Origin of the sequence: Ferrovibrio terrae (genome assembly GCF_007197755.1) — a bacterium.
Classification (GTDB): Bacteria; Pseudomonadota; Alphaproteobacteria; order Ferrovibrionales; family Ferrovibrionaceae; genus Ferrovibrio; species Ferrovibrio terrae.
The window spans coordinates 796,361-814,497 of the sequence record NZ_CP041636.1 but is presented as its reverse complement, the minus strand read 5'-3'; the positions used below and the strand labels follow the sequence as shown (position 1 = coordinate 814,497).

18 protein-coding genes are annotated in these 18,137 nt (G+C 64.8%); 4 read left to right on the top strand and 14 right to left on the bottom strand.

Features of this window, described 5'->3' with window-relative positions; translation table 11 throughout:
- Positions 1-116: 116 nt before the first annotated feature.
- On the top strand, positions 117-1,022 hold the full coding sequence (locus FNB15_RS03800; protein ID WP_144067430.1) for a DMT family transporter: 906 nt from the start codon (positions 117-119) through the stop codon (positions 1,020-1,022).
- On the top strand, positions 1,019-1,645 hold the full coding sequence (locus tag FNB15_RS03795) for a gamma-glutamylcyclotransferase (protein WP_144067429.1): 627 nt from the start codon (positions 1,019-1,021) through the stop codon (positions 1,643-1,645). Before FNB15_RS03800 ends, FNB15_RS03795 begins: the two co-directional genes overlap by 4 nt.
- Here the strand turns inward: FNB15_RS03795 and FNB15_RS03790 are convergent.
- The 11 genes from FNB15_RS03790 to ftsE form a co-directional block, all read right to left on the bottom strand.
- The gene (locus tag FNB15_RS03790) at positions 1,642-3,186 is read right to left on the bottom strand and encodes a class I adenylate-forming enzyme family protein (RefSeq protein ID WP_144067428.1); all 1,545 of its coding nucleotides are present in this window, start codon (positions 3,184-3,186) and stop codon (positions 1,642-1,644) included. The genes FNB15_RS03795 and FNB15_RS03790 overlap by 4 nt on opposite strands.
- A 4-nt stretch (positions 3,187-3,190) precedes the next feature.
- Entirely contained in the window at positions 3,191-3,844 is a 654-nt protein-coding gene (locus tag FNB15_RS03785; RefSeq protein WP_144067427.1) for an HAD-IA family hydrolase, read from the bottom strand.
- Between the two features lie 63 nt (positions 3,845-3,907).
- Entirely contained in the window at positions 3,908-6,256 is a 2,349-nt protein-coding gene (locus FNB15_RS03780) for an adenosylcobalamin-dependent ribonucleoside-diphosphate reductase (RefSeq protein ID WP_144067426.1), read from the bottom strand.
- Positions 6,257-6,498: 242 nt separating this feature from the next.
- Complete coding sequence (locus FNB15_RS03775) at positions 6,499-7,233, bottom strand: hypothetical protein (protein ID WP_144067425.1); 735 nt, start codon at positions 7,231-7,233, stop codon at positions 6,499-6,501.
- 30 nt (positions 7,234-7,263) lie between these two features.
- A complete protein-coding gene (locus tag FNB15_RS03770; protein ID WP_144067424.1) occupies positions 7,264-7,797 on the bottom strand; it encodes a Panacea domain-containing protein in 534 nt (177 codons plus the stop codon).
- A 164-nt stretch (positions 7,798-7,961) separates the two neighbouring features.
- On the bottom strand, positions 7,962-8,468 hold the full coding sequence (locus tag FNB15_RS03765) for a hypothetical protein (RefSeq protein WP_144067423.1): 507 nt from the start codon (positions 8,466-8,468) through the stop codon (positions 7,962-7,964).
- Positions 8,465-9,193, bottom strand: a complete 729-nt coding sequence (locus tag FNB15_RS03760; RefSeq protein ID WP_144067422.1) for a lysophospholipid acyltransferase family protein — start codon at positions 9,191-9,193, stop codon at positions 8,465-8,467. Before FNB15_RS03760 ends, FNB15_RS03765 begins: the two co-directional genes overlap by 4 nt.
- On the bottom strand, positions 9,193-9,960 hold the full coding sequence (locus FNB15_RS03755; protein ID WP_144067421.1) for a YdcF family protein: 768 nt from the start codon (positions 9,958-9,960) through the stop codon (positions 9,193-9,195). Before FNB15_RS03755 ends, FNB15_RS03760 begins: the two co-directional genes overlap by 1 nt.
- Positions 9,961-9,984: 24 nt before the next feature.
- Entirely contained in the window at positions 9,985-10,539 is a 555-nt protein-coding gene (locus FNB15_RS03750) for a D-glycero-alpha-D-manno-heptose-1,7-bisphosphate 7-phosphatase (protein ID WP_144067420.1), read from the bottom strand.
- A 9-nt stretch (positions 10,540-10,548) separates the two neighbouring features.
- Positions 10,549-11,442, bottom strand: coding sequence for a cell division protein FtsX (locus FNB15_RS03745; protein WP_144067419.1), 894 nt, complete (start codon positions 11,440-11,442; stop codon positions 10,549-10,551).
- Positions 11,439-12,083 (bottom strand): cell division ATP-binding protein FtsE, encoded by a 645-nt coding sequence (ftsE, locus tag FNB15_RS03740; protein WP_246068780.1) that lies wholly within the window; start codon positions 12,081-12,083, stop codon positions 11,439-11,441. The genes FNB15_RS03745 and ftsE overlap by 4 nt, the downstream gene beginning before the upstream one ends.
- A 188-nt stretch (positions 12,084-12,271) precedes the next feature.
- On the opposite strand from ftsE, the gene FNB15_RS03735 reads away from it, so the two are divergent.
- The gene (locus FNB15_RS03735; RefSeq protein ID WP_144067417.1) at positions 12,272-13,240 is read left to right on the top strand and encodes a zinc-ribbon domain-containing protein; all 969 of its coding nucleotides are present in this window, start codon (positions 12,272-12,274) and stop codon (positions 13,238-13,240) included.
- A 261-nt stretch (positions 13,241-13,501) separates the two neighbouring features.
- On the top strand, positions 13,502-13,888 hold the full coding sequence (locus tag FNB15_RS03730; protein WP_144067416.1) for a response regulator: 387 nt from the start codon (positions 13,502-13,504) through the stop codon (positions 13,886-13,888).
- On the opposite strand, the gene FNB15_RS03725 is transcribed toward FNB15_RS03730, so the two are convergent.
- From FNB15_RS03725 to lysA, 3 genes are read right to left on the bottom strand one after another with little or no spacing between them, the layout of a single operon-like run.
- Positions 13,889-14,287, bottom strand: a complete 399-nt coding sequence (locus FNB15_RS03725) for a VOC family protein (protein ID WP_144067415.1) — start codon at positions 14,285-14,287, stop codon at positions 13,889-13,891.
- A 15-nt stretch (positions 14,288-14,302) separates the two neighbouring features.
- Complete coding sequence (locus FNB15_RS03720) at positions 14,303-16,864, bottom strand: TIGR02302 family protein (RefSeq protein ID WP_144067414.1); 2,562 nt, start codon at positions 16,862-16,864, stop codon at positions 14,303-14,305.
- On the bottom strand, positions 16,840-18,123 hold the full coding sequence (gene lysA, locus FNB15_RS03715; RefSeq protein WP_144258620.1) for a diaminopimelate decarboxylase: 1,284 nt from the start codon (positions 18,121-18,123) through the stop codon (positions 16,840-16,842). The genes FNB15_RS03720 and lysA overlap by 25 nt, the downstream gene beginning before the upstream one ends.
- Positions 18,124-18,137: the final 14 nt, after the last annotated feature.

Here is an 18,137-nt window from a genome sequence, read left to right as displayed (position 1 = left end):
AGCCCCGGTGCGAATTGTCAGGGGCCGGCTTGTCAGGCTGCCTGCCTTGCCATAGTTGGTTATCCGGTCAATATTGACTGGAAATCCACCTCCCGCGACATCCTGTCCCACACGCCATGACCGATTCCGTTTCACGCCCGGCGCCACAGTTCAGCACCTGGGCTATCGCCGCGATGCCCGGTGTCTTCGTGCTGCTGTGGTCGACCGGCTTCATCGGCGCGAAATTCGGCCTGCCCTATGCCGAGCCGATGACCTTCCTGGCGCTGCGCTTCGCCGCCGTCACTGTGCTGCTCTGCGTCTTCGCCGGCCTGACCGGTGCGCCCTGGCCCAAAAGCTGGACCGAGGCCGGGCATATCGCGGTGGCCGGCCTGCTGCTGCAGGCAGTTTATCTCGGCGGCGTGTTTGCCTCGATCTTCCATGGCGTGCCGGCCGGCATCTCGGCGCTGATCGTCGGGATTCAGCCGCTGCTGGTCGCTGCCGCTGCCGGGCCTGTGCTGGGCGAACGCGTCACGCCGCGGCAGTGGGTCGGTCTGATGCTGGGCTTGAGCGGCGTGATCCTGGTGGTCTGGACCAAGCTCGATCTCGGCGTCGGCACGCCGTGGGGCTATGCGCTTTCGGTGATCGCGCTGGTCGGCATCACGGTCGGCACGCTGTATCAGAAACGCTACTGCCCGCAGATCGATCTGCGCTCGGGCACGGCGATCCAGTTTGCTGCCACCACCGTGGCGCTGACACCGCTGGCGCTGCTGTTCGAAACGCGGCAGGTGCAGTGGACCGGCGAATTCATCTTCGCGCTCGGCTGGCTCTGCATCGTGCTGTCGCTCGGCGCCATCACGCTGCTGTTCATATTGATCAGGCGCGGCGCGGCGGCGAAAGTCTCCAGCCTGTTCTTCCTGGTGCCGCCCTGCACGGCGCTGGTGGCCTGGCCCTTGTTCGGCGAGCAGCTCAGCCCGCTGGCGCTCTTTGGCATGGTGGCCACGATGGCGGGCGTGGCGCTGGTCAATATCAGCCCGAAGAAATGAAAAAAACGAAGCGGCATATTCCCTTCGACCATGAGGAGCCGCTGCCCGGCGAGGCAGCGCCGCCGTTTCCGCAGATCCAGGTCGCACGCGGCCAGCCGCTCTGGGTGTTCGGTTATGGCTCGCTGATGTGGGACCCGGGCTTTCCCTTCACCCGGCAGGTCAATGCGCGGCTCTGGGGTTTCCATCGCGGCTTCTGCGTCTGGTCGCACCGCTATCGCGGCACGCCGGAGCAGCCCGGGCTGGTGCTCGGCCTGATGCCGGGCGGCTCCTGCACCGGCCGCGCCTTTCGCGTGCGGCGCGGCGACGAGGCCGCCGTGATCGACTATCTCTATCGGCGCGAGATGGTGACGGGTGTTTACCGCCCCGGCTTCCATCGCGCCGAGATCGAGGGCGGCGAGCGTATTCCGGTGCTGGCCTTCGTGGCTGACCCGCATCACAAGCAGTATGCCGGATACTTAAGCGAGCGGCAGGTGATCGACACGATCGCGACCTGCTGCGGCCAGCGCGGACCGAATGCGGTCTATCTGGCCAATACCGTGCAGCATCTCGATGCGCTCGGCATCGCCGATGGCCCGCTGCACAAGCTGCTCATGGAAGTAAAGAAGCGCTGCCCTGAGATTTAGGGTCGCGTCGCCGCCTTGCCATACTCATCGCGCAATTCGCGCTTCAGCACTTTGCCGATGGCGCTGCGCGGCAGCTGGTCGCGGAACTCGATCGCCGAGATGCGCTGCATCTTGCCGAGTTTCGCATTGGCCCACAGCAATAACTCGGGCGCAGTGACGGCCGTGCCCGGCCGCACCACGACGAAAGCCACCGGCGTCTCGCCCCATTGTTCGCTGGCCACGCCGACCACGGCGACATCGGCCACCGCGTCATGGCCGCGCAGCACGGCTTCCAGGTCGCTTGGATAGATGTTGAAGCCGCCGGAAATCACCATGTCCTTGCGGCGGTCCATCAGCTGCATGAAGCCGTCTGCGTCGAACCGTCCCATGTCGCCGGTGCGGATGAAGCGCTTGCCGGTCTCGTCGAACCATTCGGCTTCGGCGGTCTTGCCCGGCTGCTTGTGGTAATGCGTCATGATCGCGCCGGAATGGCCGACGATCTCGCCGATCTCGCCGGGCGCCGCCGGTTTGCCGTCCTCGGTGATCAGGCGAATATCGTGGCCTTCGGCCGGCCGGCCCACGGTGTGCAGCTTGGTCGGGAATTCGTCGGCCACCAGAATGCAGGTGCCGCCGCCCTCGGTCATGCCGTAATACTCGATCAGCTTGCCGGGCCAGCGTTTCAGGATATCGGCTTTGAGGACGCCACTGAAGGGCGCGCTGGTGCAGAATTTGGCGCGGAAGTTGCTCAGGTCGTATTTGTCAAAGTCAGCATGCGCCATGACACGGCTGTACTGCACCGGCACCAGCATCGTATGGGTCACATGATGGGCCTGCGCCAGCTCCAGGTACTTCGCCACATCGAATTTCGCCATCAGCACGGCCGTGCCACCGCCGGCCATGGTGGGAAACAGGCTGACCAGGGTCGTATTGGAATAGAGCGGCGTGGAGAGCAGCGTGACGGCATCGCGGTCATAGCCGTAGAGATTGGCGCGCTGCATGTGCAGCCAGCGCATGCCATGCGACTGCACGATGCCCTTCGGCGTGCCGGTGGTGCCCGAGGAATAGATGATGTTGAACGGCATCTCCGGTTTCAGCTCGGCCGGTGCCGGCTTGCTGCCCTCCGGCGCCAGCCACTGCTCGAATTGCGGCGTATCGAGCCGGATGCGGCGCGGCGGCAGGTCTGACAGCACGGCGCGGAGCGCCTGTTCGTTGTCGGCATCGAGGAACAGATGCTGCGCATCGGCATCCTGCGCCATGGCGACGATCTGTTCCGGCAGCGACGACGGCGCCAGCGGCGCCACGGCCAGGCCGGCGCGCAAGGCGCCGAGATAGACCGTGACATAGTCGTTGCGCGAAGTGCTGACGATGCTGACGGCTTTGGTGGCATTGTCGCGCTGCAGGGCGGCGGCGACACGATCGGCACGGGCGTCGAGCTGGCCGTAGGTCAGCATGCCGTCTCCGTCGATCACGGCCGGATGGTCGGGCCGCTCCTCGGCATAGGCGCGCACCAGGTCGGGCAGCGTGGCATAATTTCCGGCAAGCAAAGCGTCTGCGGGCTTCATTCTCTTACAGCTCCATACCGATGATGCGGCCCAGTTCGGCCAGCGCGGCGTCCGGATCGGTCACCTTGATCGTGGTCATGCCCATGGCGGCGGCAGGTTTCAGGTTGATGCCGAGATCGTCGAGGAAGACGGCCTCACCGGGCTGGATGCCGAGCAGGCTGCAGGCGCGTTCGTAGAAAGCCGGTTCGGGCTTGCGCACGCCGACCTTGCTCGACTCCACCACGACCTCGAACAGCGCGATCACCTCGGCGACCTGTCGGGCGCGTTCGGGTGAGCCGGTCATCGACGGGCCATGGCCATGCGGCATGTTGTTGGTCAGGCAGGCGATCTTGTAGCGTGTCTTCACGGCCTTGAGTGCGGCCACCATGCGCGGGCGGATGTCGCCCGAGATCAGCGCCAGAATCTCGCGGCCATGAATGGCCGTGCCCAGCGCCGTGCTCTCGGTCAGAAAACGCTCGCCGAAGACAACGGAATCGATCTCGCCGCGTTCGAAACAGGCCCAGGCATTGCTGTGCGGATTGGTGCTGTTGACCCGGCGCAGGAAATCGCGCGGCAGGCCGCGCTCTGCCTCGAAGCGGCGAAAGGCATCGAAGGGCGAGGTGCTGATCACCCCGCCGAAATCCCACAGGACGGCTTTGATCGCCGGATTGGCACTCATCGGCTTTTTCTATGCAAGGCGTTTCCCTAGCGGCAACGCCTTACGTGCGCGTAAAGCCTTGCCTTATCCGCACTTACTATAGCCGCAGGAGGTGCAGGTATCGCAACCCTCGGACTTGATCAGGCCGGGCTGGCCGCATTTCGGACACTGGCGCAGACCGGACAGCGGCTTCGGCGTTTCCGCATTGGCGGCCAGCGCCAGCATGGCCTTTTCCTCGCGCAGATCGTCCGGCCCGGTCATGAAGCCGATCCTGATCAGATGCTGCTCGATCACGCCGCCGATCGCCGCCAGCAGCGAGGGCACATATTTGCCGCCCATCCAGTGGCCGCCGCGCGGATCGAACACCGCCTTCAGCTCGTCCACCACGAAGGACACGTCGCCGCCGCGACGGAACACCGCCGAGATCATGCGGGTGAGCGCCACCGTCCAGGCGTAATGCTCGGTATTCTTGGAATTGATGAACACCTCGAACGGCCGCAGGCGGCCATCCTGCAGGATGTCGTTCAGCGTGATGTACATCGCGTGTTCGGAATCCGGCCAGGTGATCTTGTAGGTGCTGCCGGGCAGCGCTTCCGGGCGGTCCAGCGGCTTGGTCATGTAGATCACGCCGCCGGCTGCAAGAGGGTCCCGCGGCTTCATCACCTGCACCGGCTTGGCCACAGCCACCAGTGGCAGTTCGGCCTGCTGCTGCGGGGCGGGCCCGGCTTTCTTCTCGTCCTTCTTGATGGTCAGCACCGAGCCGGTGATGTCATTCGGGCGATAGGTCGTGCAGCCCTTGCAGCCCTGCTCGTAGGCCATCAGGTAGATGTCCTTGAAGCTCTCGAAATCGATGTCTTCGGGGACGTTGATGGTCTTGGAGATCGAGCTGTCGATGTATTTCTGCACCGCCGCCTGCACGCGCACATGGTCGGCGGGCGCCAGGCCCTGCGCATCGACGAAGGCCTCGGTCAGCGGGATGTTCTCGCCCTTCAGCTGCTTGTACAGGCGATAGGCGTAGTCGCTGACTTCCTCCTGCCGGCGCGTGCCATCGGGCATCAGCACGGTGCGCATGTAGGTGAAGCTGAACACCGGCTCCAGCCCCGAGGAGATGTTGTCGGCGAGCAACGAGATGGTGCCGGTCGGCGCGATCGAGGTCAGCAGCGCGTTGCGGATGCCGTGCTGCGCGATGGCGTCCCGCACGTCGGCGTCGAGTTCGCGAATCGACTCGCCAGCCAGATAGGCGTCGCGGTCGAACAGCGGGAAGGCGCCTTTTTCGCGGGCCAGATCGACAGAGGCGAGATAGGCGGCGCGCTGCAGCCGCTTCATCCAGGCCTCGATCAACGTGATCGAGGCGGCCGAGCCATAGCGCGCGCCGACCATGATCAGCGCATCGGCCAGGCCGGTGATGCCGAGCCCGACGCGGCGCTTGTTGCGCGCCTCATGCGCCTGTTGTTCCAGCGGGAAGTTGGAGACGTCGATGGTGTTGTCCATCATGCGCACGGCGGCGCGGGTCAGGCGGTCGAGTTCTTCCAGGTCGAGCGCGGCATCGGCCTCGAACGGCTTCCGCACCAGCTTTGCGAGGTTGACAGACCCAAGCAGGCAGGCGCCATAGGGCGGCAAGGGCTGTTCGCCGCAAGGGTTGGTGGCGCTGATCGTCTCGCAGTAATGCAGGTTGTTGCGCTGGTTGATGCGGTCGATGAAAATCACGCCGGGTTCGGCATAGGCATAGGTCGCCCGCATGATCTTGTCCCACAGGTCGCGGGCCTGCACGGTGCGATAGGCCGTGCCGTTGAATTTCAGCTCCCAGGCCTGGTTCTGCTTCACCGCCTGCATGAAGGCGTCGGTCACCAGCACCGAGAGATTGAACATGCGCAGGCGATTGGCCTCGCGCTTGGCCTCGATGAAGGCCTCGATATCGGGATGGTCGCAGCGCAGCGTCGCCATCATGGCGCCGCGCCGGCTGCCGGCCGACATGATGGTGCGGCACATCGCGTCCCACACATCCATGAACGACAGCGGGCCAGACGCATCGGCGCCGACGCCCTTCACCGGCGCGCCGCGCGGGCGCAGCGTCGAGAAGTCATAGCCGATGCCGCCGCCCTGCTGCATCGTGAGGGCGGCTTCCTTCAGATGCTCGAAGATGCCGGCCATGTCGTCGGGCACCGTGCCCATGACGAAGCAGTTGAACAGCGTGACCTTGCGCGCGGTGCCCGCGCCGGCCACGATGCGGCCCGCCGGCAGGAAGCGGAAGTCTTTCAAGGCCTCGAAGAAGCCGGGCTCGTGCGCGGCCGGATCTTTCTCGGCCACGGCGAGCGCCCTGGCGATACGCTGCCAGGTATCTGGAATCGTCTGGTCGACCGGCGCGCCATCCGGGCCTTTCAGGCGGTATTTCATGTCCCAGATCTGCTGGGAAATCGGCGCGATGGGCGACATGGGTTAAATCCTGAAAACAGCGCTAAAGACGGAAAGCGGCGCAGGACAGGCCGGCGCCGCTGGAAATTGTCACCCTGACTCTAACGCGGGGCTGCGGTGAGTCGAGTCAATTGTTCTCTTAATGTTTCTACAGATTGATCAACCGGGGTGGGTCAATCAATATGTTGTAAGGCTTGGAAAATCGGGCTTATCCCCGTGATCCGCAAGGGGCTGCGGCAAAGTTATCCCAGGTTATACACAGGTCAGAAAAGGCCCGGCTCGCGAGGGTCGAAAATCTTATACCCATGAAGATGGGGAGCCCGAAGAGCGATACCGCTCTCGGCCGCTAACGCTAAACCTTTAATGTAAACGTCGAGTAGGGCGTCGACCGCATCTTTATCGAAGACCTTCCGATCGCGCCCACGAATGGCGCGGAACTCCCGTGTGCCATCATGCCCGGGGCCCGCATACAAATACTCAAAGTCGGCGTCGGAATAGTCATCACGGGCCAAGTTTGCCAAAGCAATCGAGCATGCGACGTCGATCTCGGTCTCGACAGGTCGGTAAGACATTCGATAGCCCGGCATGACCACAACGGGCCGATCCGGTGCCATGCGAAGGATTGGTGCTTTGATGCCGATATACGCCGTGTATCCCTTCACCCTGCCAGCAGCAACAGCTGCAAAACCGATGCGGTAGCATTTGGAAATATTAGCCAGAGCATATGCAGAAATAGTTTTGACAGCTTCGGCATTCTGCTGTCGCCCAGCCGCAGGGCCAGTGGACAAACACTTCAGTTCGGCCTGAGCGGCGGTGCAAGTGCCATTCATCAAGTCGAAAGTGCAGTCGATTGCTCGATTGTAGTTAAAACCACCTGCGCGGCGCCGAATGTATTCGGCCAACAGCCAATCAGCCACCGAAACAGGTGTGGCGCGAGTTGGTTGAACCCCAAGAGATCGGGCGACATCGATAACGTTAAGGAGAAGCGCACTACTCATTCCGGTATGCCTCCACCGAGTCGTGACAGTTTAAGATACCCGGAATCTGGCCCCAAGACCATCAAAGTGACGCTTTATATCGTCATTGCGAATTCTAAGTGCGAGTCGTCCGGTGGGCTCCGTCGCATTCCATAATAAATCCCAAGGAGAGCCTTTTTCATGCGTCATGCCGGATAATCGCCATGCATCATATACATGATACGCATCGAAAATTTCGTTAACAAAGTTAGTGTCGTGATTTGAAAGCACCGGTTCTACTAGAACTCGTTCATTCTTATAGAGGTCTAGTTTATGCGCGCGGGCAGTGATCGGCTTTTTACCAAAAACTTTAAATTCGTCTCGTACTACTTTGATTACTGGACCATATTCCCAAGCTTCAAAGTCCTGCTTTATTAAAGGAGTGCGGTTTTTCGCCAAGTACCAGCCTTGGGCAAAATATAGCAGTTTTAGAAGTGATAATTGGGTGAGCTTTAAATTTCTGGAGTCGGCAATATCAAGAAGCAAGTTTGCGACTGCTCTTGCATCGTATGGCCTATCTATATTTTGCAGCTTTTCTTCACTCATTATGCTGCCCAAAACTTTCCCCACTCATTTCTCTAACGCACTTTAAATTTGACTCAAATCACAATCTCGAACCGAGTCATTATTGTGAGATTATTCCTGCATTCCGGTTCTCCTAATTGGTGTTTTTGAAGGCCAGCGCCAGTTTTGTCCTCTTTTCTAGACAATTAGTGGCCAAAATCGTTCGACGCCTTCGCCATCTCCGCCTGAATCCCGCTCGCCCAGTCGCGGAACATCTGTGTGTCCTGGTCGAACAGCTCGCGCGTGACATTCGCCACGGCGAAAATCTGTCCCCGCTCGTCATGTGGCTCGGCATAGGGATTGTCCGCTGCGATCTCGACGCCGATCTCGCCGGCCCGCGCGCCCAGCTTCAGCACGAAACAGTCGCGCGCGGGATGGTCGCGGTGCATCGCGGAGGTCAGCGCCAGCCAGGCTGCGCCCATCGCCATCGCATTGGCCTCGGCACCGCCCTTCAGATGGTCGCCGGCCTCGATACTGTTGGCCAGCATGTCCCACATCTGCAGGCGGAAGTCCGCAAACGGCAGGCCTTCGCCGGCCATCATGCGGTTCGCCATGTTGGAGAACATCAGCGCTTCGGCCAGCTGCAGATCGAACTGCAATTCGCCCAGGCCATACTGGATGGCGAAGGCATAGGTCGTCGGGGTCGCGCTCACGACAGCGTCGCCCGCGTCTCCGCCTCCAGCGCCGCATTGGCGCTTTCGATGCGGGTTTCCAGTTCAGCCATGAAGGTGTCGCGATCAAGGCCAGCGGGGATCGGCGGCAGGAAGCGCAGCACGATGGTGCCGGGCTTGCGCAGGACGCCGCGCTTGGGCCAGAAGAAGCCTGAATTGAGCGTCACCGGCACGACCGGCAGCTTGAGGTCGCGATACAGCGCCACCACGCCCGGCTGATAGGGCGCGCTTTCGCCGGGCAGCGTGCGCGTGCCTTGCGGGAAGATCAGGATCTTGCGGCCGTCTGCGGCAGCAGTGCGCGCATCCTTCAGCATCTGCTTCAGGGCTTTCGCGCCGCCCTCGCGGTCGACCGCGATCATGCCCTGCGCGCGGCACAGCGCGCCATAGACCGGAATGCTCAGCAGTTCCTGCTTCATCACGATGGCCGGGCCACGGAACAGCCGCAGCACGATGGCGGTGTCCCACAGCGACTGGTGTTTGGCCGCGACCATCGCGGCGCCCTGCGGGATATGCTCGGTGCCCTCGATGCGCACATGGATATTGCAGATCACGCGCAGCAGAAAATTGATGCTGTCCGACCAGACGGCGCCGATGGTGAACAGATGCTGGCGGTTGCCCAGCGCCAGGGGGATCAGGCCATAGAGCGCGACCAGCGTGCTCCACGACAGGAAGGCAACCTGGAAGAGAAGGGAGCGCAGCAGCAGCATTACTGCGGCTTCTCTTCAGTCGGTTTCTCTTGGGTCGGCGCAGCGGCCGGCTGTACCGGTACAGTCTGCGGTTTCTGTTCCAGCGTGGCGGTCAGCTGGGTGCCGAGACGGGCGCGCAGCAGGGCTGCCAGGTATTTGCTGTATTCGCCGAGCAGGAACACGGTCGCGGCCCGGCGCTGCCACCAGTCTTCCACCCGCATGGCATCCGAGCGCACCGGATGCGGCACGATGGTCATGCCCGACAGATAGCGGCCGAACTCGACCTGCGCGCGCGGCATGTGGTAATTCGCCGTCACCAGCCGGATGGTCCTGTAGCCGCGTGCCGCGGCCCAGCTGGCGGTTTCGGCGGCATTGCCGGCGGTGTCGTCGGCCTCGAAGCCGAGATCGACGCAGCAGTCGAACAAAAGCTGCAGGTCGATGCCCTGCCAGTTGCTGCTGGCCTGTGCTGCATCCGGCATGGTCGGCAGCACGGCCTGCAGCAGCGTGGCTTTGGTGGCGGTCTGCGCCACGCCCGACACCAGCAGGCGGTCAGCCTTGTTTTCATTCAGCAGCCGCAGCGCCGTGGCCAGCCGCGCGGCGCCGCCGGTCAGCACAACGATCGCATCCGTCTTGGTCTCGGCCGGGGCCGGAATCGATTCCACGCGCTCGACATAGGCGATGCCGCCGCCGAGCCAGAGCAGGCCAATGGTGGCCAGCAGCATCAGCCAGCGGCTGATCCGGGTGAAAAACGGGGTCGACTCTTCGTCGTCGCGGTCTTTGCGGGCCATCACTGATCCGTAGGCTCTGTCACTTCAATCAACATGCACGTTACTTAACAGCCGGTTCACGGCATCCGGCAAGTCTTCCGCCACCGTCACCGGCAGCACATCCTGCGGCAGGCCTTTCGCCTGGGTCTGCGCACCCTTGCCGCTGCGCACCAGAATCCGCCGCACCCCGGCCGTCACGCCGGCCTGCAGGTCGGTCAGGCTGTCGCCGATGAACACGGTCTCGGCCGGGCTTTTGCGAAAGCGCTGCATCGCCTCGCGCAGCATGCCGGGGCCGGGCTTGCGCCGGTCGGTCTGCGCCCAGGGCGGATCGGGGGCGAAGAACAGCGCGTCGATCCTGGCATTGTCGCGCGCCAGTGCGTCGAACAGCTTCTCGTGAATGCGGCCCAGCATCGCCTCGTCGATAATGCTCTTGCCGACACAGGCCTGGTTGGTGCAGATCGCCACCGGCCAGCCGCGCGCGTTCAGTTGCGCCACGGCCTTGCCGACATTGGGCAGCATGACCAGTTCGTCCGGCGATTTCACGTAATCGTCGGGGTAGTCGCGGTTCAGAACGCCGTCGCGGTCGAGCAGAATCAGCATGGCACGACTCTAGAGCATCGCACGCAGTTCGCCGAGCACCGTCCAGCGCGCGGTGACGATGGCGAGAGCGGCAGCCCCAAGAGGCAATATCGGCAGCATCAGCCAGTGCCACCACAGCAGCTGCAATCCCGGCAGCAGGCCGGTGCCGATGCCGCCGGCCAGCAGCTGGATACCCACCAGCAGCGCCGCCGCAAGGCCGGCGCCGAGGATGCCGCCGCGCAGGGCCTGCGCCGCCACATGGCGCTGGAACTGCCGGGCGATATAGCCGTCTTCCGCGCCGATCAGATGCAGCAGCTCGATGGTGTCGCGCCGGTCCGCAAGCCCGGCCCGTGTCGCGAAGATCACCATCGCGGCGGCGGCGATGCCGACCAGCAGCACGATGCTGCCGCCCAGCGACTGCAACAGGCGGCCGAGCTGAACGAGGCGATCGAGCCAGGGCTTGGGATCGTCGAGGCGCGCGCCGGGCACGGCGGCCTGCAGCTGCGCATTCACCGCATCCACCGACAGCGCGGCATTGTCCTGCAGCGTCACGTCGATCATGCCGGGCAGCGGCAGATCGGCCTGCAGGGCGGCGCTGCCGAGCCAGGGCTGCAGCAGGGCTTCGACGGCCGAGCGTTCCACGATCCGCACCTCGGCGATGCCGGGCACGGCGCGCAGGATATCGGCGGCGGCCTGCAGGCGCGGCGCCATCGGCTGGCCCGGACGGTCGGCGATCTGCACGGTGAGTTTCGACGACACGCCGCGGCGCCAGCCTTCGATGGTGCCATCCAGCGCCAGCGCGCCGCTGAGCGCCAATGCGGCGAGGAACACCATCACCGCCAGCGCCCAGGGCAGGAAACGCGCCGACTTGTCGGCTTCGAGCTGCAGGTCAGAGACCGGAGCTTTTTTACGCGGCTTGCTCACGCTGCATTCCTGTCGATCATGAGCGCGCCGGCGCGCAGGCGCATCACCGGAAAGCGGAACTGCTCCAGCAGATGCGTGTCATGCGTCGCCAGCACGATTGCCGTGCCGAGTTTGTTCAGCTCGACGAACAGATACATCAGGCGCTGCGCCATATCGGGATCGACGTTGCCGGTCGGTTCATCCGCCAGCAAGAGGCTTGGTCTGGCAATGACGGCGCGCGCGATCGCCACGCGCTGCTTCTCGCCGCCCGACAGCGTCGCCGGCCGCGCCTCCAGCCGGTCGCCCAGCCCGACCCAGGTCAGCAGTTCGACGACATGTTCGCGCGTGCGCTTCTCGTCGGCGCCGGCGATGCGCAAAGGCAGCGCCACGTTGTCGAGCGCGCTCAGGTGATCGAGCAGGCGGAAATCCTGGTACACCACGCCGATGCGCCGGCGCAGCATCGGCAGGGCGGCGCGGCTGGCGGTGGACACGTCCTGGCCGAACATGCTGATCAGGCCGCGGCTCGGGCGCTGCGCCAGGTACAGAAGCTTGAGCAGCGAGGTCTTGCCCGCGCCGCTGGGACCGGCCAGGAAATGGAAGGAGCCCGTCGCCAGCTCGAAGCTGACGTCGCGCAGCACCTCCGGCCCGGGGCCATATCGCATCCCGACGTTCTGGAATCGCACCACGTCCCGGCTTCCTCCGATTCGTCTAAGGCCTTGCTTCGTCTAAGACCTTGCCCGCCAATGACTTCAATATCTTGCGAGGCAGTGGGGTTGCTTCCGCAGCCCTGTCCGTCCTATAAGGGAAAGCATCCGGAAACGCAAAAGGGCTGGCACCAGGCAGATTTGGCATGATCCTCAATTGCCCAGCCTGTGCGACCCGCTTCCAGGTCGACCCCAACGCATTCGGCGACGCGCCGCGCAAGGTGCGCTGTTCGGTCTGCCGCAACGTCTGGCGCCAGGAGCGGCCGGAACCCGAATTGCCGCCTGAACCGGCTGTGCCCCCGGTGCTGGCGCAGATGGCGGCTGCCGCTGCCCAGGCTGATGAAGACGAGTGGGTGCCGCCCCCGCCGCCCGGCGGCAAGCCGCCGCCGGCCTCGGCCGTGGTGCCCCCGCCCTCCCTGCCTGACCTGCCCGATCTCGACCTGTCGCCTGCGGACGATCTGAGCCCGCCGCCGGTACCGCGAATCAGCGGTTTCGACGACGACCTGCTGGATGCCGAGCTGGACCGCCCGCCGCTGCACCCGCCGCTGGACGAGCCGATCAGCGGGGGCGACCTGGATGACGACCCCGACGAGGCGATCAAGCGCCGCCGCGCCCGCCTGGCCGAAGCCGGGGTCCAGCGTGCCGCGGCCAAGCCGAAAAAGCCGTTTTCCTGGGCCTGGCTGGGCTGGCTGCTGCTGCTGGGCCTGCTCGGCGGCGTGGTCGGCGGCGGCTACGAGAAGCGGATCGAACTGGTCGCCTTCTACCCGCCGCTGTCCAAGCTTTACGAACAGCTCGGCATCCCGGTCGATGCGGCGCAGTGGCTCGGGCTGGAGCTGCACAACCTGAAATCCGCCACCGTGCTGGATGGCGGCACCACCAAGGTGACGGTGTCGGGCGATGTGGTGAATGTCAGCGGGACCGAGCGCCTCCTGCCGGCTGTCCGCATCGCCATGCGTGGCGCCAATGGCCAGGATCTCGGCGCCTTCACGGTCAAGCTGGAGCAGACCAGCATCGAGGCCGATGAAAAGCTCAGCTTCAATGTCCAGCTGCCGGCGCCCAGGGACGAGGTCACCGATCTCGAAGTCGCCTTCGCCAGCCAGGCGGCCACGCCGTAAGGCGACGTAAACGCCGCAATACCCAAACCAGGTTTGTCATTCCCCGGCCTGATCCGGGGATGTACGGCAGCACCCATTGGTTGCGCAGGGCCCAGAATGCACGTTTTCATTCATCACCCGTTGGGGTAGGATTCGCGGCATGCCGGTTCGGGCGGATTCGCCGGCTTCAGTACCCATAGCTTGACCAAGCTGATTCCAGAATAGGTGGCTGTCGCCGGGCAGAACTGCCCACGCCGTGCGACTGCCGTCGGCGAGGAGTGGATGGCGCGAATACTGGTCGCGGAAACGGATGTGCCGGTGCGCGAATTCATCCGGCGTGTGCTGCTGCAGCGCGGCCACGAGGTCGTTGTCGTCAATGACGGCGCCGAAGCCGTGGTCAAGCTCGCTCGCCTGCCGTTCGACCTGCTGCTGGCCGATGTGGCGATGCCGAACATGGATGGCGTCGAACTGTCGCTGAAGGTAGCGCGCGACTTCCCCGACCTGCCGATGCTGATGATGTCGAGCGACACCATCCAGCGCCGCCGCTCGCATGACATCGAAAACCTGATCGTGATCCTGCAGCGCCCCTTCACCATGGTCGCGCTCAACGATGCCGTCGAGCGCGCGCTGGGCGTCAATGCTGTTGCCGCCGGGCAGCCGGCGGATTGATCAGCGTCCGGTCAGCCTGTTGCTGATCTCGATCAGGTTTCCGTCAGGATCGCGGATGTAGACCGAGAGGATCGGCCCGGTTGCACCGGTGCGCTGCACCGGTCCTTCCAGGATTGCGATACCCTGCGCCGCCAGATGCGCGATCACGTCCTCCACCGGCCGTGCCGTGAGAAAGCACAGATCGGCGCTGCCTGGCATTGGCTGCTCAGCCTTGGGCTCGAATTCACGGCCGTGGCGATGCAGGTTGATTTTCTGCTGGCCGAAACCGAGCGCCACGCGCGTGCCGCCATCTTTCGCCGTGAAGCGGATTGCCTGCATGCCGAGCGCGCTTTCATAGAAACGCAGCGTGACATCGATGTCGCGCACGGTGAGTACCAGGTGATCCAGGCTGTCGATCATCGATGAAATCTGGACTCAGAACCGCCGCAGCAGGCGGTCCAGGTAGTCGAGTTCGAGCGGGGCGCGCTCGCGGTTGCCGGCGCGGCGCTGCAGCTCTTCCAGGATGCGGCGCGCGCGTTCCACCGGCGCCAGGTCGGGCACCTGTGTCGCTTCGCCGGCATTCTCGTAGCCGGTGGTGTTGCGCCCCAATGGATCGCGCTGCGGATTGCGGCCGTTCTGCCGTGAATCGGCCTCGCGCGCCTGGCCGTCGGGATTGCCGCGCTGCGCCTGCTGCATCTGGTTCAGGCCCTGGCGCAGCTGGTCCATCGCATCGGCTTGGCCCTGCATCGCCTCGCCGGGCTCGCCGCGCCGCAGTGCTTCACGCGCATCACGCATGGCGCGGTCGGCCTTGCCGAGCTGGTCGGGCAGCTGGCCGCCGCGCTCGCCCAGCCGGTTCATCATCTCGCCGAGACGGCGGCGCAGTTCTTCCTGCTGGCGCGCATCGGCCTCGTTCTCGCCGCGCTGCTGGCTGCCGGGCTGGCCTTCGCCACGCTGGCCCTGCTGGTTGCGGCGGAAGCTGCGGTCGAGCAATTGCTGCTGCTGGCGCAGCATCTCGCCGAATTCCTGCATCATCTGGCCCTGCTGGCCCTGGCCGCGCTGACCCCGCTGCCCGCGCTGGCCCTGCTGCTGGCGGCCTTCCGGCATGCGCGCGATGCGGCCGTTCTTCAGGGCCTCCATCATGCGCTGCATCTGCTGCAGCATGTCGCGCGCCGCATCGCGGTCGCCCATCTGCGCCATGTCCTGCGCCTGGTCCATCATGTCCTGCAGGTCGTCGCCGCTCATGGCCTCTTCGTCTTCGCCCAACTCCTCCGGCTCCTCGCCGCGCGCCAGACGCTCCATCGCGTCCTGCATCAGCTGTTCCAGCATGCGGTTCATCGCTTCCCGCATCTCCTGCATCAGCTTCTGGATCTCCGAATCATCGGCATTGCGATCCAGCGCATCCTGCAGCTTGTCCATCAGCGCCTGGAAGTCGCGATCGGTCTGCGTCTTGCGGCCTTCCTCGATATGCACGGCGGTCTGCCACAGCAGAGTCTGCACGGCGGCAACGGAATCCGGCGAACGGTTCAGTTTCAGCCGCGCGGCCGACATGCGCAGGCCGAGATGCGCGGTGGCGTCGCCGCGATAGCGTTCCGGCGCCAGGCTCAGACCGTGCAGGGCCGTCACCACGCGCTGCCACTGGCCGGGCCTGAGCGCCAGGTCGCGGCGCTGCTCGACAATCGCCTTGGCCACGGGATGGATGAAGCGGCGCGCCGGGATCGTCACGGTCGCGGGCGCACTGCGGCCGGTCTGGCCCAGCGCATCGGTGGCCACCAAGGTCATCTGCACCTGCAGGCCGGCCCAGGGATGCTCGCTGAAATCGAAGCTTTGCTTGTCCTGGATTTCGCCGGCACCGGCCGGCGGCGTGGGCCAGTCGACGCTGACAGTCTGCTCGGCGCCGTCGCGCGCCATCTCGATGCGCACCTGCTGCATGCCGTAATCGTCATGCCCGGTGAAGCCGATTTCCAGTTCCGTGCGGCGCAGCGTCTTGGGCTCGCCGGCCATCTCGATCTGCGGCGGCAGGTCCGGGATTACCTGCAGCGGCCATTCCGCCACCACCTTGTCGCGACGCACCAGGCTGAGCACCGGCGCGGCGCCCTGCGTCAGGTCCAGCGCCAGGTCGATCTCGCCGTTGCGGTCGTCGATCGCCTGCAAGGCCTGTTCGCTCTTGCCGAATTTGAGCGCGAAGCCCGACGGCGGCGCCGCGAGCCGCAGCTTGAGCAGGCTGCCGGTCGGCACGGTGAGAGGGGCTGCGGCATTGCCCGGTACGGGTTTGCCGTCGCGGGTCAGGAACAGCGGCGCCTTGCCTGTGTAAGGCGGCGGCGTGATCCAGGCTTCCATCGCCAGCAAAGTGCCCGGCGCCATCGCGGTGCCGGGATTGAGCGTATCCGACAGGCGTTGCGCGCGATCCTCGCCGGGGCTGGCCCAGGCCACGATCAGCAGCAGGCCAAGTGCTGCGCGGAAACCCCAGACATCCTTGCGCCACCAGCCGGCTTCCGGCGTGCCGACGCGCACTTTCGCCAGCTGGGCCAGCGCGCGTTCGCGATGGATCGACCACAGCGCACGCGCAATCGGGTCCTGCTGCTCGGCCGACAGCGTGTCGGCGGCGGCTTCGAGCGGGCGATGCTGCAGCAGGTTGACGCGCTCCAGCCGGCGCATGGCGGCGGCGCGGTCGGGCCAGCGGAGGACTGCGCGCAGTTCGCGCCACAGCGCAATGCCGAAGGCACCCGCGAAACCTGCCAGCAGCAGCCAGTGCAGCCAGACCGGCGTGAAGCGCCAGATGTCGAAACCGGCGAGGATGAAGAAGACGGCGACGACGGCCGCGGCCGGCATGAGCGCGGGCCAGAAGCGTTCCCAGAACAGGGCGGCGCGGGCAAAGGCGAGGCGGCGTTCGAGCGGCTCCGCAAGCATCCGGGGATAAGGCGTCAGGCCCGGCGCCAGGGCTGCCTGGGCCGGCCGGGTGGTATCGGGTGGATTTACGCCTTCGCCTTGCTGAGCCATGCCGGCTGGGTCTCCAGGGCCGTCATTTCATCGATGCTAGGGCGGCGCCGGACAATGGCAAACCTGTCGCCATCAACCAGAACCTCCGGGGCCAGCGGCCGTGCGTTGTAGGTCGAGGCCATGGAAGAACTATAAGCACCCGCCGAAAGGATGGCGAGCAAATCTCCGTCATCGACCGGCGGCATCGGACGGTCTTCGGCAAAGGTGTCGCCGCTTTCGCAGACCGGGCCGACGACATCGACCGGCGCCAGCTCAGCTTCGGGATTTGGCGCTTTTACGGGCACGATGCGATGGAACGCCTCATACATCGCCGGGCGGATCAGGTCGTTCATGCCGGAATCGAGGATCAGGAAGGTCTTGCCCTCGGCCGGCTTGACGAATGTGACGGCGGTCAGCAGCAGTCCGGCATTGCCGACGATGTAGCGGCCCGGCTCCAGCGCGATCTCGCAGCCCAGCGGGGCAATGTATTTGCGCACCAGATCGGCATAGGCCCTGGGGTCCGGCGGCGTCTCGTCGTCGTAGGTAATACCGATGCCGCCGCCCAGGTCGATGCGCTGGATGTCGTGGCCGTCGGCGCGGAGATCCTTCACCAGTTCGGCCAGCTTGATGAAGGTGGCCTCATAGGGCGCGAGGTCGGTCAGCTGGCTGCCGATATGCACATGCACGCCGGTGATCCTGATGCCGGGCAGCTTCGCTGCATGGGCATAGACTTCGCGGGCGCGGGTGTAGGAAATACCGAACTTGTTTTCAGCTTTCCCCGTGGTGATCTTCTTGTGCGTCTTGGCATCGACATCGGGGTTGATGCGGATCGCCACCGGCGCCTTGACGCCGAGCGAAGCCGAGACCGCCGACAGCGCATCGAGTTCAGGTTCGGATTCGACATTGAACTGCGCGATGCCGGTATTGCCGGCCTTCAGCGCAATCGCCATTTCGGCTCTGGTCTTGCCGACGCCGGCGAAGATGATCTTGCCCGGCGCGATGCCGGCCTTCATGGCGATCTGCAATTCGCCGGCCGACACCACATCGGCGCCGGCGCCTAAGCTACCCAGATGGCGGATCAGCGCCATATTGGCATTGGCCTTCATCGCATAGGCGATCAGCACCGGCAGTCCGGCAAAGGCCTCGGCCAGGCTGGTGTAGCGATCGGTCAGCGCCGCGGTGCTGTAGACATAGACCGGCGTGCCGACTTCGGCGGCGATATGATCCAGCGGCACGTTTTCGGCATGCAGCACGCCATTGCGATAGGCGAACCAGGGCAGTCCAGTCATCGGAG

What these genes read in the sequence shown, in the direction of transcription:
- FNB15_RS03755 (WP_144067421.1), bottom strand. Translation starts at nt 9,960, where the DNA reads ATGGCCCGCAAAGACCGCGACGACGAAGAGTCGACCCCGTTTTTCACC.
- FNB15_RS03785 (WP_144067427.1), bottom strand. Translation starts at nt 3,844, where the DNA reads ATGAGTGCCAATCCGGCGATCAAAGCCGTCCTGTGGGATTTCGGCGGG.
- FNB15_RS03780 (WP_144067426.1), bottom strand. Translation starts at nt 6,256, where the DNA reads ATGTCGCCCATCGCGCCGATTTCCCAGCAGATCTGGGACATGAAATAC.
- FNB15_RS03750 (WP_144067420.1), bottom strand. Translation starts at nt 10,539, where the DNA reads ATGCTGATTCTGCTCGACCGCGACGGCGTTCTGAACCGCGACTACCCC.
- FNB15_RS03720 (WP_144067414.1), bottom strand. Translation starts at nt 16,864, where the DNA reads ATGGCTCAGCAAGGCGAAGGCGTAAATCCACCCGATACCACCCGGCCG.
- FNB15_RS03800 (WP_144067430.1), top strand. Translation starts at nt 117, where the DNA reads ATGACCGATTCCGTTTCACGCCCGGCGCCACAGTTCAGCACCTGGGCT.
- ftsE (WP_246068780.1), bottom strand. Translation starts at nt 12,083, where the DNA reads ATGCGATATGGCCCCGGGCCGGAGGTGCTGCGCGACGTCAGCTTCGAG.
- FNB15_RS03775 (WP_144067425.1), bottom strand. Translation starts at nt 7,233, where the DNA reads ATGAGTAGTGCGCTTCTCCTTAACGTTATCGATGTCGCCCGATCTCTT.
- FNB15_RS03725 (WP_144067415.1), bottom strand. Translation starts at nt 14,287, where the DNA reads ATGATCGACAGCCTGGATCACCTGGTACTCACCGTGCGCGACATCGAT.
- FNB15_RS03790 (WP_144067428.1), bottom strand. Translation starts at nt 3,186, where the DNA reads ATGAAGCCCGCAGACGCTTTGCTTGCCGGAAATTATGCCACGCTGCCC.
- FNB15_RS03770 (WP_144067424.1), bottom strand. Translation starts at nt 7,797, where the DNA reads ATGAGTGAAGAAAAGCTGCAAAATATAGATAGGCCATACGATGCAAGA.
- FNB15_RS03735 (WP_144067417.1), top strand. Translation starts at nt 12,272, where the DNA reads ATGATCCTCAATTGCCCAGCCTGTGCGACCCGCTTCCAGGTCGACCCC.
- FNB15_RS03760 (WP_144067422.1), bottom strand. Translation starts at nt 9,193, where the DNA reads ATGCTGCTGCTGCGCTCCCTTCTCTTCCAGGTTGCCTTCCTGTCGTGG.
- FNB15_RS03730 (WP_144067416.1), top strand. Translation starts at nt 13,502, where the DNA reads ATGGCGCGAATACTGGTCGCGGAAACGGATGTGCCGGTGCGCGAATTC.
- FNB15_RS03795 (WP_144067429.1), top strand. Translation starts at nt 1,019, where the DNA reads ATGAAAAAAACGAAGCGGCATATTCCCTTCGACCATGAGGAGCCGCTG.